This window comes from Lederbergia galactosidilytica (assembly GCF_017873565.1).
GTDB lineage: Bacteria > Bacillota > Bacilli > Bacillales > Bacillaceae_C > Lederbergia > Lederbergia galactosidilytica.
Window position 1 is genome coordinate 195,916 of the sequence record NZ_JAGGKH010000008.1, and the last position, 14,059, is coordinate 209,974.

12 protein-coding genes and 1 rRNA gene are annotated in these 14,059 nt (G+C 37.0%); 9 read left to right on the plus strand and 4 right to left on the minus strand.

Annotated elements, in window-relative coordinates; all coding sequences use genetic code 11:
• Positions 1-82: 82 nt before the first annotated feature.
• The 4 genes from jag to rpmH all read right to left on the minus strand — a co-directional run bounded on the left by jag (position 83) and on the right by rpmH (position 2,200).
• Positions 83-706, minus strand: coding sequence for an RNA-binding cell elongation regulator Jag/EloR (gene jag / locus J2Z23_RS10585; protein WP_057994064.1), 624 nt, complete (start codon positions 704-706; stop codon positions 83-85).
• On the minus strand, positions 703-1,503 hold the full coding sequence (gene spoIIIJ / locus J2Z23_RS10590; protein WP_057989694.1) for a YidC family membrane integrase SpoIIIJ: 801 nt from the start codon (positions 1,501-1,503) through the stop codon (positions 703-705). Before spoIIIJ ends, jag begins: the two co-directional genes overlap by 4 nt.
• Positions 1,504-1,608: 105 nt before the next feature.
• On the minus strand, positions 1,609-1,959 hold the full coding sequence (rnpA, locus tag J2Z23_RS10595) for a ribonuclease P protein component (RefSeq protein ID WP_057989696.1): 351 nt from the start codon (positions 1,957-1,959) through the stop codon (positions 1,609-1,611).
• Positions 1,960-2,065: 106 nt separating this feature from the next.
• Entirely contained in the window at positions 2,066-2,200 is a 135-nt protein-coding gene (gene rpmH, locus J2Z23_RS10600) for a 50S ribosomal protein L34 (RefSeq protein WP_057989698.1), read from the minus strand.
• An 833-nt stretch (positions 2,201-3,033) separates the two neighbouring features.
• Between rpmH and dnaA the strand changes: the two genes are divergently transcribed.
• The 9 genes from dnaA to J2Z23_RS10645 all read left to right on the plus strand — a co-directional run.
• Positions 3,034-4,377, plus strand: coding sequence for a chromosomal replication initiator protein DnaA (gene dnaA, locus J2Z23_RS10605; protein WP_057989700.1), 1,344 nt, complete (start codon positions 3,034-3,036; stop codon positions 4,375-4,377).
• Between the two features lie 187 nt (positions 4,378-4,564).
• Positions 4,565-5,701, plus strand: a complete 1,137-nt coding sequence (dnaN, locus tag J2Z23_RS10610; RefSeq protein WP_057989702.1) for a DNA polymerase III subunit beta — start codon at positions 4,565-4,567, stop codon at positions 5,699-5,701.
• A gap of 211 nt (positions 5,702-5,912) precedes the next feature.
• Positions 5,913-6,125: a S4 domain-containing protein YaaA gene (gene yaaA, locus J2Z23_RS10615; RefSeq protein ID WP_057989704.1), complete on the plus strand. Its 213-nt coding sequence runs from the start codon at positions 5,913-5,915 to the stop codon at positions 6,123-6,125.
• 202 nt (positions 6,126-6,327) lie between these two features.
• Positions 6,328-7,446, plus strand: a complete 1,119-nt coding sequence (recF, locus tag J2Z23_RS10620; RefSeq protein ID WP_057989706.1) for a DNA replication/repair protein RecF — start codon at positions 6,328-6,330, stop codon at positions 7,444-7,446.
• Between the two features lie 9 nt (positions 7,447-7,455).
• Complete coding sequence (gene remB, locus J2Z23_RS10625) at positions 7,456-7,710, plus strand: extracellular matrix regulator RemB (RefSeq protein ID WP_209973912.1); 255 nt, start codon at positions 7,456-7,458, stop codon at positions 7,708-7,710.
• Between the two features lie 277 nt (positions 7,711-7,987).
• Positions 7,988-9,910, plus strand: coding sequence for a DNA topoisomerase (ATP-hydrolyzing) subunit B (gene gyrB / locus J2Z23_RS10630; protein ID WP_057989710.1), 1,923 nt, complete (start codon positions 7,988-7,990; stop codon positions 9,908-9,910).
• Between the two features lie 26 nt (positions 9,911-9,936).
• Positions 9,937-12,414, plus strand: coding sequence for a DNA gyrase subunit A (gene gyrA / locus J2Z23_RS10635; RefSeq protein ID WP_057989712.1), 2,478 nt, complete (start codon positions 9,937-9,939; stop codon positions 12,412-12,414).
• A gap of 109 nt (positions 12,415-12,523) precedes the next feature.
• Positions 12,524-13,609 carry an HD-GYP domain-containing protein gene (locus J2Z23_RS10640; RefSeq protein WP_057989714.1) on the plus strand — a complete coding sequence of 362 codons (1,086 nt, stop codon included), beginning with the start codon at positions 12,524-12,526 and terminating at the stop codon, positions 13,607-13,609.
• Positions 13,610-13,962: 353 nt separating this feature from the next.
• Positions 13,963-14,059 (plus strand): 16S ribosomal RNA (locus J2Z23_RS10645); the annotation flags it as partial.

Here is a 14,059-nt window from a genome sequence, read left to right on the forward strand (position 1 = left end):
AAACTCTCTATGGAGTTCTATCTATTTTTCACAAAAAAAGAACATCTACTAGTATTTTTAGCAGATGTTCTTTTTTAGCGGCTTACGAACTTGGTTTAATGACAATATAACGATTAGGCTCATGGCCATCGGAAACTGTCTGGACCTTTTTATTTCCCGCTAATGCTGTATGAATTATTTTTCTTTCAAAATTGGGCATAGGCTCGAGCTTAACAGGCTTATGCAATTGGATTGCCTTTGAAGCAAGACGCTCGGCTAATTGAATTAAGGTTTGTTCCCTACGATCCCGATAATTTTCAGGATTCAAAATCACAGTGATGTAAGGATCTGCATGCCGATTGGCAACTAGCTGAGCTAAATATTGTAATGAATTGATCGTTTGTCCTCTTTTTCCGATCAATAGCCCCATTTTTTCACCAGTTATATGCAAAATGACCTGTCTTTCGCCCTTTTGTTCTACTTTAATCTCAGCTGATATTTCCATACTTGCTAAGATTGTTTTTACATAATCTACGGTGATTTCAATTGTTGATGGTTTTACCTTCACCTTTACAATTGCTGGTTTTGCACCAAATAAACCAAGTAATCCCCTTTTTCCCTCTTCCACAATGGTGATTTCTGTTTGATCTTTTGATGTGTTTAGTTGAGCCAATGCGGTTTCTACTGCTTCTTCAACGGTTTGTCCAGTAGCAGTGATTTCTCTCACTTTTTAGCTCCCCTCACCTTTCCCTTGTTTGTATTGTTTTGATTATTTGTCTGAGCAACTGGTGGCTTAATAAAATACGTTTGAACGATCATAAATATATTCCCGACCACCCAGTATAAAGCTAAAGCTGCTGGGAAATTAATCGCAAAAATTAAAATCATTACAGGCATAATATAAAGCATCATTTGCATTTGCGGATTTGCATTGCCTGTACCAGCCATCATAATCTTTTGTTGGAGGAAGGTTGTAATCCCAGCAATAATCGGTAACAGATATAAAGGATCTGGAGCCCCTAGGTCAAACCAAAGGAAATCTCCTGCCTTTGCTATTCCTTCTGTCCGAATAATCGCTTGGTAAAATCCAATTAAAATGGGCATCTGAATTAAAAGTGGAAAACAACCTGCCAATGGATTTACATTATGAGTCTGGAAAAGCTTCATTGTTTCTTCTTGTAATTTTTGTTGTGTCTTTTGGTCTTTAGAGCTATATTTTTCTTTCAACTTCTGCATTTCCGGTTGAATGGCTTGCATCGCTTTTGAATTTTGTGTTTGTTTAATCATCAACGGTAAGATTGCAAGTCGAATGAGAATCGTTACTACAATTATGGCTAGTCCATAACTATTGCCAAACATTTCTGCAAAAGTGGTAATCACCCACGATAATGGATAAACAATATACTTACTCCAAAACCCGGTACTTTCAGCCGTAATATAATCAGGGTTATCAATAGTGGAGCACCCTGCAGTCAGCAATACGACTAAAATAACAGCTGATATCCATAATATTCTCTTTTTCAAGCCTATTATCCTCCTGTTTTCGTTAAGCATTCATCTATACGTATGTTCTTTGGCTATTTTACCATTTTTATAAGGATAAGTTGTGAAAATATGGAGTTTTTTTATTTATTTTTCCAACTTAGTTAAAACTTTTCCCAGCCTAAGAACATGTTGTAAGCTTTTCTTTATTTGATGGAAATCCATTTCTGCTACTGGTTTCCTCGCAATGATCACATAATCGTTCCCGCTTTTAATTTGTGGGTCTAATTCAAGAAACGATTGGCGTATGTAGCGCTTTATTTGATTTCGCACTACAGCATTTCCTACTTTTTTACTCACTGACAGGCCAATCCTAAAGTTTCCTTGCTCTTCTTTTTTCAATATATATACAACGAACTGTCGGTTAGCCACTGAATTTCCTTTTTTAAAAACGGCTTGAAAATCTTCATTCTTTTTAATTCTGAATCCTTTTTTCATTCTTTCACCCACAGTATCTGTCTTTTCAAAATGAAGCAGTAGATCCTTAAACCATCATTAGATAGAGATAGAATCTAAAAAAAGACCACTGAGACGTTTCAGTGGTCTACGCTGATAACACTTTTCTTCCTTTACGACGACGAGCAGCCAAAATTTTGCGACCATTTTTCGTGCTCATACGTTGACGGAAACCGTGTACTTTGCTTCTTTTTCTTTTATTTGGTTGAAATGTTCTTTTCATTCATGACACCTCCTCGAGGTTAAAGAGGATGTTTAAAAAGTCTGGTAAAAATGACTCTGCGAATTTCTCCGTTAGCTTGTTTTTCTGCTGCTCATGTATCTACATACATTTCGCTGCCCAAAACTACGCCACTTCGAACTTCTTGGTCCTTTTTATCCTCCTTTTTGAACACACACACTTAAACAAAAAATTTCCTTAGCAGACATACTAAATAAGTATAAATAGATGACCTTTTGTTGTCAAGAGGCCAACAAAAAGTTGCCAGCTAAGGAATGGCAACAAAAATTGTAAATTTCTCCTTAACTTAAACTAATAGGTAATTATTGACAAAGCCATTGTTCCACAAAATGACTATATCAAAAAGTTCAACTACTAATTTTATCCCCAAAGTGTTTTCCGCCGCGATTTCCTATTTTATCTTAGATTGTGGATAATTTCGACAAGCCTTTTCATTATCCACAACAGATATCGACAAGTTTTTCACAAACCAACGTCTTGTGGGTAACTTTTATCCACTTATGATTGGCTTTGTGGATACTTCTTACTACACATTGATTAGTTCATGTTTATTTGGTATGATTATGTTGTTTTCACTCTGGATACCTTTTTGCTTTTTATTCGATTATCCACAACTGTGGATATCTTGTGGATATATTATCCACCTTCACTGAATAAACTTGTCCACAAAGGGTGGAAGATGTCGAAAACCGTTTTTCTACTTATATATATATTTATCCACATTCATAGAGATGTATATTTATACTTTTAGTGTTGAAATGAAGGGACACAGTTATATAACAGCGGTGTTGACCTAATGCAAGGGAGGTAGAAATTTGGAAAACATAGCTGAGCTTTGGGATCAGGTTTTATTAAGTATTGAAAAAAAGGTAAGCAAGCCAAGTTTTGATACTTGGTTACGACTTACGAAGGCTCATAAGCTCCAAGGAAATACAATGATTGTGACGGCACCTAATGAATTTGCTAGAGATTGGCTTGAAGGACATTACACTGAACTTCTAGCTGGCCTTCTATATGAAATTATTGGTGAGGAATTACAAGTAAAATTCATTATTCCTCCTGATCAAGAGGAGGAGGAAAAAAAGGCTCCTATAGTTCAAAAGGTGGACAAGAAAGAACCTGTAGATGTCTATCAGAATATGCTTAATCCTAAATATACTTTTGAGACTTTTGTTATTGGTGCCGGAAACCGGTTTGCTCATGCGGCTTCTTTAGCAGTTGCAGAAGCGCCCGCAAAAGCTTATAACCCATTGTTTATTTACGGTGGCGTTGGAATGGGAAAAACTCACCTTATGCACGCGATCGGACATTATATTGTCGAACATAAACCAGACGCCAAAGTCGTTTATTTATCATCGGAAAAATTTACAAATGAATTTATCAATGCTATTCGAGACAATAAGGCTGTCGATTTTCGCAATAAATACCGTAGTGTCGATATTCTATTAATAGATGATATTCAGTTCCTAGCTGGAAAAGAATCAACTCAGGAAGAATTTTTCCACACATTTAATACTCTTCATGAAGAGAGTAAACAAATTGTCATAGCAAGTGACCGTCCACCAAAAGAAATCCCAACTCTTGAAGATCGATTACGTTCTCGGTTTGAATGGGGACTTATTACTGATATAACCCCACCAGATTTAGAGACGAGAATTGCTATATTGCGAAAAAAAGCAAAAGCAGATGGATTAGATATTCCGAATGAAGTTATGCTCTATATTGCTAATCAAATCGATACAAATATAAGAGAGCTAGAAGGGGCGCTTATTCGCGTTGTTGCCTTTTCTTCACTGATTAATAAAGATATCAATGCTGATTTAGCTGCAGAAGCTTTAAAAAGTATTATTCCTGGAGCAAAACAAAGGGAAATTACTATTCTTGATATCCAAAAAATGATTGGTGCCGAATATAATGTTAAGCTTGAAGATTTTAAGGCAAAGAAGAGAACAAAGTCTATCGCTTTTCCTCGCCAAATTGCCATGTACTTATCTAGAGAGCTTACAGATTTTTCCCTGCCTAAAATTGGCGAAGAATTTGGCGGTAGAGATCATACAACTGTGATCCACGCTCATGAAAAAATTTCCAAACTGATAGAATCAGATTCTAATTTTAAAAGTAAACTAGAGGAAATTCAGGCTTCACTAAAAAATTTGTAGTGGGGATCTTGTGTATAACTTTAGTGCTTTCATACACAACCTTTCCACATGTGAATAACCTGTAAAATCTAGTCATACACAGACTTATCCACATATTCACAAGTACTATTACTATTATTACTATTTTTTTATTATTAATAATTAATATTATGACTATAAAATTTAAGATGACTGAGGGAGGCCAAGCATGAAGTTTATTATTCAGCGCAACCGACTAATTGATAGTGTCCAAGACGTAACAAAAGCCGTATCTTCAAGAACAACTATTCCTATATTAACGGGTATTAAAATTATCGCGACAGAAGAAGGACTTACTTTTACAGGTAGTGACTCAGATATTTCCATAGAGTCATTTATACCTAAAGAAGAAAATGGAGATGAAATTGTAGAAGTACAAGAAACTGGTGGAATTGTACTTAATGCAAAATTTTTCTCAGAAATAGTTCGTAAATTACCGATGGATACTGTCGAATTCGAAGTATCAAATCATCAACAAACATTGATTCGATCTGGTACAGCCGAATTTAATTTGAACGGTTTAGATCCGGATGAATATCCATATTTGCCACAGATACCTGAAGAAAATGTCTTTTCATTATCAGCAGACTTATTAAAATCCTTAATCCGCCAAACTGTTTTTGCAGTGTCCGCCTCAGAAACACGCCCGATCTTGACAGGTGTAAACTGGATAGTTGAAAAAAATATTTTGACTTGTACGGCGACAGATAGTCACCGGCTTGCGATGAGAACAGCACCTGTTGAAGGAGCTGAAGAGAATTCATTTCAAGCAGTTATCCCAGGTAAAAGTTTGGTAGAATTAAGTAAAATTTTAGATGGATCTAATGAGTTAGTCGATATTGTGATTACAGATAATCAGGTTTTATTTAAATTTAAAAATCTTTTATTCTTTTCTCGTCTGTTGGAAGGTAATTACCCAGATACATCCAAATTGATTCCAACAGATTATAAGACACAGTTGGTTTTGCCTTCTAAAGATTTCCTTCATGCAATTGATCGTGCTTCATTATTAACTCGAGGCGATCGTAATAATGTTGTGAAATTGACGACAATAGAGGGAAATAAAATTGAAATTTCCTCTACTACACCTGAGGTAGGAACAGTTGTTGAGCAAATCAATACGGAGTCTATTGAGGGAGAAGAACTAAAAATATCATTTAGCGCAAAATATATGATGGATGCTTTAAAAGCTTTGGAAGGCACAGACACAGTCATTAGTTTTACAGGAGCTATGCGTCCGTTTATTATGCAATCCGTTCACGATGATAAGATTTTACAACTTATTTTACCAGTAAGAACATTTTAATCCATTTGCGAGAGGGACTTACATATTTCCCACGCATAATAACAGTGCTTTATCCCGCTATTTGGCGGGATTTTCATTTTCGTTCTACTAGATGTGAGACATAGTGTTGCATTAGGATGACACGTAACTAGCTGTCTCGACTTTCCTTTGTCTTCTTGAGTTTCTTTTAGTAAAATAAAGGGAGTAATTATTCGGGAAATGAGTGAGCAATATGGAAATTGAAGTGAAGATCGATACGGAAATGATCACTTTGGGCCAATTATTAAAGTTAACAGACCTTATTTCTTCCGGCGGTATGGCAAAATGGTTTCTAAGTGAACATGAGGTTTTGATTAATGGTCAGCAAGACCAACGGAGAGGGCGTAAACTTAAGATTCATGATAAAATAGAGATAAAAGGAATTGGCATCTTTATTATTGTTTAAGAATTTTTTTTAAGATCTGCTAAAAATGAACCAGCGGATTTCAGCATAAATTTCAACAAAAGTTGTCCAGCTCCAGCGCCTATCCTCAGAAGGTTTACAGAAAATATGTCTGTCGGCGTGGAGGTTGTGCTGCGCCCTTAGCCATAATGCCTCTATACCATCAAGGTGCTTGCGCTTTTGTTCTTAAAGGATGTTGCCTTTCATGTATATTGAAGAGTTGGAATTGGTTAATTTTAGGAATTACGAAAACCTTCAGCTAAATTTCGAGAATAATGTCAATGTGATCCTAGGAGAGAATGCTCAAGGGAAAACAAATGTGATGGAATCCATCTATGTATTAGGGATGGCTAAGTCTCATCGAACATCAAATGATAAAGATTTAATCCGTTGGGATACAGAGTATGCTAAAATAGAGGGTAGGATAGAAAAAATTCATGGAACTGTCCCTCTTGAATTGACGATTTCTAAGAAGGGGAAAAAAGCTAAATTTAACCATATTGAACAAAAGAAATTAAGCCGTTATGTCGGAAATATGAATGTTGTAATGTTTGCGCCTGAAGACCTTCACCTTGTTAAGGGAAGTCCACAAATAAGGCGTCGTTTTATTGATATGGAAATTGGGCAAGTTTCCCCTGTCTATTTACATGATATGAATCGTTTTCAAAAGGTATTACAGCAACGGAATCATTTTTTAAAGCAATTACAGGCTAGAAAAAATGATGATAAAACATTTTTACATGTGTTGAATGAACAATTTGCAGAAGTAGCGATCAAAGTTATGCAGAAGCGCTTTGAGTTTATTCGCATGTTAGAAAAATGGGCCCAACCGATTCACGAGGGAATCTCACAAGGAAGAGAAAAGCTGGAAATCCGCTATAAACCATCGATTGAGGTATCGAATGAAGTAGATTGGTCAAAGATGATAAAAGGATTAGAGGAAAAGTTTGCTTCCCTCGAACAGAGAGAGATTGATCGTGGGATCACCTTATTAGGGCCCCATCGGGATGAGATTGTTTTTCTTGTGAATGGACGGGATGTTCAAACGTTTGGTTCACAAGGACAACAACGGACAACAGCACTATCAGTGAAATTAGCGGAAATTGACTTAATTCATTCTGAAATTGGTGAATATCCTATTCTACTTCTTGATGATGTTTTATCAGAATTAGATGACTACCGTCAATCCCATTTACTTAACACGATTAAGGGGAAAATCCAAACTTTTGTTACGACCACAACAGTCGATGGTATCGACCATCAAACCTTAAGAGACGCGACTACATTCATGGTCCGGAACGGCAAAATTGAAAGAGAGAAATGAGGTGAAGGAATGTATGTTCATGCTGGAGAAGATATGATGATTCGCTCGAATGAAATCATTGCTATTTTGGAAAGAGAGACCGTCGAATATTCTCAAGAAATCCAGAAGTTTTTACAGCATAAAGAAGATTTAATTATTAATCTATCCAATGGAGATTTTAAATCTTTGATCATTACAGAACCTCATATTTATTTCTCTCCTATAGCCTCATCAACATTAAAAAAACGGTTGTTGGATATGAAAGACCATGAGTTAATGATATAGATGTTTTGTCAAGAAGGGTTGTTCAAAAAGTCGGTGAAAAATTGCAATCGAATTTCATTTTTTTGCTTAGTTATTACTTGCAAAAAGTTTTCCCATTTTAAAGTGTAGTGTCCGATAGTAACTTTAAATGTTTACCAAGGGATATTAGTGGCGATGCGGCAACAAGTACTTTTCATTGGGACGAGTGATTATCTTCGCATGTTGCGATTTAGCGACCCGACCTTGAACACGTATCAATAGGCAAAATTGATTGAAAGAGCAGGTGAGTTTTTTGACAATGGACCACAAAGAAGTTCAGGATCAATTATATGATGAGCATCAAATACAAGTGCTCGAAGGCTTGGAGGCTGTTCGAAAAAGGCCTGGAATGTATATAGGCTCTACAAGTTCAAGGGGACTTCATCATTTAGTATGGGAAATTGTAGACAATAGTATTGACGAGGCCTTAGCAGGCTATTGTAATGAAATCAATTTAGTGATTGAAAAAGATAATAGTATTACTGTAACTGATAATGGACGGGGAATTCCTGTTGGGATCCAAGAAAAAATGGGCAGACCTGCCGTTGAAGTTATTTTAACTGTTCTTCACGCTGGAGGTAAATTTGGTGGAGGCGGATATAAAGTATCAGGAGGACTCCATGGGGTTGGGGCTTCTGTTGTAAATGCTCTATCTTCTGAGCTTGAGGTATATGTTCATCTGAATGGAGAAATTCATTATCAAAAATATGAGCGTGGTGTACCTTCTTTCGATTTAAAGGTGATTGGGGAGACAGATAAAACTGGAACCGTTATTCACTTCTTACCAGATCCCGAAATTTTTAAGGAAACAACTGTTTATGACTTTGATACATTGGCTACTCGTACTAGAGAATTAGCCTTTTTAAATAAAGGGTTAAAATTAACTATTGAGGATAAACGTGAGGAAGGCAAAAAAGCTGAATATCACTATGAGGGCGGTATTAAATCATATGTTGAGTACCTCAATCATTCAAAAGAGGTACTTCATGAAGAGCCTGTTTACATTGAAGGCGAAAGAGATGAAATTATGGTGGAGGTAGCTCTGCAATATAATGATGGATTTACTAGTAATCTCTATTCTTTTGCCAATAATATTCACACTTATGAAGGTGGAACTCACGAATTCGGCTTTAAGACGGCATTGACAAGAGTGATCAATGATTATGCAAGACGAAATCATATTTTTAAAGAAAATGATAGTAATCTTTCTGGTGAAGATGTTCGGGAAGGTTTAACGGCGATTGTTTCAATTAAGCACCCTGAACCACAATTTGAAGGACAAACAAAAACAAAATTAGGCAACTCAGAAGTTCGTCAGATTACCGACTCACTTTTTTCTGAGCACTTTGAAAAAATCCTACTTGAGAATCCTGTATTAGGACGGAAAATTGTCGATAAAGGTTTGATGGCTGCGAGAGCACGTGTGGCAGCGAAAAAGGCACGTGAGTTAACTAGAAGAAAAAGTGCTTTAGAAATTTCTAATCTACCTGGGAAGCTCTCAGATTGCTCTTCACGAGATCCTAAAATTAGTGAATTATATATTGTTGAGGGAGACTCAGCGGGTGGATCTGCTAAGCAGGGGCGTGACCGTCACTTTCAAGCGATCTTGCCTTTGCGCGGGAAGATTCTCAATGTCGAGAAAGCTCGCTTAGATCGAATTCTGTCTAATAATGAAATTCGTACAATCATTACAGCCCTCGGCACAGGGATTGGTGAGGAGTTTGAGATAGCAAAAGCTCGTTATCATAAAGTTGTCATTATGACAGATGCGGATGTGGATGGTGCGCATATACGAACATTGTTATTAACATTCTTCTATCGCTTTATGAGACCTTTAGTAGAAGCGGGTTATGTGTATATTGCTCAACCACCTCTCTTTAAAATTTCTCAAGGGAAAAAGGACCATTACGTCTATTCAGATATAGAACTAGACAAAAAGCTAGCAGAACTACCAGAAGCTCCAAAGCCAGGAATTCAGCGTTATAAAGGTCTTGGAGAAATGAATCCTGAACAATTATGGGAAACAACGATGGATCCTGAAGGTAGGACTATGCTGCAAGTTAGCTTAGAAGATGCAATTGAAGCGGATCGAACATTTGATATGCTTATGGGCGAAAAAGTTGAACCGCGTCGAGTGTTTATTGAAGAAAATGCTTTATATGTAAAAAATCTAGATATTTAACACTTTAGAGAGAGGAGGGTGTTCATATGGAAGGGAATATTAAAGAAATTAATTTAAGTCAGGAGATGCGTACATCTTTCTTAGATTATGCGATGAGTGTCATTGTGTCTAGGGCTCTTCCCGATGTGCGTGATGGATTGAAGCCTGTTCATCGCCGTATCCTCTATGCGATGAATGATCTTGGAATGACGAGTGATAAAGCTTATAAAAAGTCGGCGAGAATTGTTGGGGAAGTAATCGGGAAATATCACCCTCATGGTGATTCAGCTGTTTATGAGACGATGGTTCGGATGGCACAAGATTTTAGTTATCGCTATATGCTTGTCGATGGACACGGAAACTTCGGTTCTGTGGATGGTGACTCTGCAGCAGCCATGAGGTATACAGAAGCAAGAATGTCGAAGATTTCGATGGAGCTTGTTCGAGATATCACGAAGGACACGATTGATTATAAGGACAACTATGATGGATCTGAAAGAGAGCCAGAGGTACTACCGTCACGTTTCCCTAACCTTCTAGTGAATGGTACATCAGGGATTGCTGTTGGGATGGCAACTAATATTCCACCACACCAACTAGGTGAAGTCATTAATGCGATTCTAGCGCTAAGCAAGGAACCTGAAATTTCTATCCAAGAGTTAATGGAATATATTCCAGGTCCAGACTTCCCGACAGCTGGTATGATTATCGGCAGAAGCGGGATTAGAAGAGCTTATGAAACAGGGAGAGGCTCTATTATTATCCGGGCAAAGGTAGATATTGAGACGAAGGCAAATGGAAGAGAGACGATCATCGTTCATGAACTACCTTTTCAGGTAAATAAAGCAAGACTAATTGAGAGAATTGCAGAATTAGTTCGCGATAAAAAAATAGATGGCATTACAGAATTGAATGATGAATCAGACCGTAATGGTATGAGAATCGTAATGGAAGTTCGTCGAGATGCCAATGCAGAGGTTATCTTAAATAATTTATATAAAATGACTGCCATGCAAACAAGCTTCGGGATCAATATGCTTGCGCTTGTGAATGGAGAACCAAAGGTTTTAAATCTTAAACAATGTCTGACGTATTATCTAGAACATCAACAAGTTATCATTCGCCGTAGGACTGAGTTCGAATTACGCAAGGCGGAAGCGAGAGCTCATATTTTAGAGGGACTCCGAATCGCTCTTGATCATATTGATGCGATTATAAGCTTGATTCGCGGTTCTAAGACAACGGAGATCGCTCGAAATGGCTTAATGGAACAATTTGATCTAACAGAGAAGCAAGCTCAAGCGATCTTGGATATGCGTTTGCAACGTTTAACTGGTTTAGAACGAGAGAAAATTGAAGAAGAATATCAAAATTTAGTTCAATTGATTTCGGAGCTTAAAGAGATTCTAGCAGATGAAGAAAAAGTGCTAGAAATCATTAGAGAAGAACTACTTGAAATTAAGGAACGTTTTGATGATGGGCGGAGAACAGAGATTGTTTCCGGTGGTATTGAGCAAATTGAGGATGAAGATTTAATACCACGAGAAAATATCGTTGTGACTCTTACCCATAATGGCTATATTAAACGTCTACCAATTACAACTTATCGTAGTCAAAGACGCGGTGGCCGTGGTGTACAAGGGATGGGGACGAATGAAAATGACTTTGTTCAACACCTTATTACAAGTTCGACTCACGACACCATTCTATTTTTCACAAACAAAGGCAAGGTCTACCGGGCAAAAGGGTATGAAATCCCTGAGTTTAGCCGAACAGCAAAGGGTCTACCGATTATTAACCTTTTAGGTATTGAAAAAGATGAATGGATTAATACGGTGATTTGCGTTGAAGAATTCCTTGAAGACTGGTACTTATTCTTCGCAACGAAGCAAGGTGTTATTAAACGTACCCCAGTTTCCGCCTTTGCTAATATAAGAACGAGTGGGCTAATCGCGCTTGGTTTGAGAGAAAATGATGAACTAATTTCCGTGAAATTAACAGACGGAAATAAAGACATTATTGTAGGAACTAAGAACGGATTACTGATACGATTTAATGAAACAGATGTTAGATCGATGGGAAGAACAGCTACAGGGGTAAAAGGAATTACATTGGCTGAAGACGATGAAGCAGTTGGCATGGAAATATTAGAGGAACATGAGGATGTTCTAGTCGTTACGAAAAATGGTTTTGGAAAACGAACTACAGCAGCAGAGTATCGAATTCAAAGCCGTGGAGGAAAAGGACTAATTACTTGTAAGATCACCGACAGAACTGGAACTGTGGTAGCAGTTGAAACGGTCCAAGGTGATGAAGATATTATGATTATTACCGACAGCGGAATTGTTATTCGAATGGATGTTGAGGACATTTCTAGAATCGGAAGAAATACACAAGGAGTCAAATTAATGACTCTTGGGGACGATTCTGCAGTATCGACCGTTGCAAAGGTTGAAAAGGAAGAAGAAGTGATAGAAGATGAAGAAGATGATGGAGAGTCTTCAGATACCCCAAATGAAGAATAATGGAAGGGCGCCAATTTGGCGCCTCTTTTTAATGGTAAAGAATTCACTAATTTAGCCGAATAGAATAGTACAGAGCCTTTTCTGAAAACGGGGAATTGGAAGTGATTACATGAATGTAAGGGTGGAGGAACTTAGGGAAGGATATATTGTTCAGGACGATGTATATGGCCGAACGGGTCATCCACTTATACCCGCTAATACAGAATTAACAAGCGAGCATATTAAAGTTTTGAAAGCCTTTTTAATAGACGGAATTGAAGTGGAATATAAGAAAGAAACTGTTAATAAGGAAAGGGAAGTTAGTAGAGATGAAGAGAAAAACCTACAAAAGATTCCTATCCATACGGCTTTTATTTCCGAATATGAGCAGGCTGTTCAGCAGTTTAAGAAGGAATTCCAGCACTGGCAAACAGGTTTACCGATTAACATATCAAATGTGCGTAGCATGATTACACCTTTATTGACAATTTCTTTGGAAGACAAAAGATGGATTCATTCTATTCATCAATTATCACAGCCAGAAGAATACATATATCATCATCCTGTAGCTGTCAGTATAATTTCTGGATGGATAGCAAAAAGATTGGGGTATGACCAAGGTAAGATATTTCAAGTTGCCTTAGCGGGGCTTTTAGCTGATTGTGGAATGGCAAAAATTGATGAAAATTTATTTATGAATACTAGAACATTGAACGATTCTGACTGGAAAAAAATTAAGAAGCATCCACTTTATAGTTATCAAATGGTTAAAAACATACCCATCTTAAAGCCTGAAACAAAGCTTGCGATTGTGCAGCACCATGAAAGATTAGATGGATCAGGGTACCCAAGTGGAAAAACGGGAAACTCTCTATTAATGCAATCGCAAATTATTGCCATAGCCGATATTTATCATGCCATGACATCTAAAAGGTTATTTAAAAACCAACAATCACCATTCAAGACGCTTGAAATGATGAAAATCGATCAGTTTGGAAAACTTCATATTTCAATTTTAAAAGAGCTTATCTCCACTATAGCTAATTTATCAATTGGTACAATTATATATTTATCAAATGGACAGGCAGCAGAGATCATATATTTTAAAGCGGATGCCAAATTGCGTCCACTTGTTAGAACAAAGGAAACGGGAGAAATTATCGATCTTGAAAAAAACAGGAGCCTCTATATTGAAAGCATAATTAATGATGATTAAAAGACTTTTCATACTTACTAATGATGAAAAGTCATTAGTAAGTATATTTTTTCAAAAAAACTCTTGCATTCAATTAAAAAACTTGATATATTAGTACTTGTCCTTGAGAGGACAAAATAAAAAATAAAAAATAATGTTGACAAGAACTTTGTCTGATGTTATTATATAAAAGTCGCCTTTGAAGCGATAAACAAGAATTTGATCTTTGAAAACTGAACGAAACGAACGTCAATAAATCATGGATAAATGGTCATAGACCATTGCCAGCAATTGAGAAGGAAAACTATCTCAAATGTTCAAAGGCTAAGATCACCACATCCTGTGGTAACGCCTTTGTTTGTACATCCTGTACATCATATGAGAGTTTGATCCTGGCTCAGGACGAACGCTGGCGGCGTGCCTAATACATGCAAGTCGAGCGAATTTGATGGGAGCTTGCTCCCTGAAAAT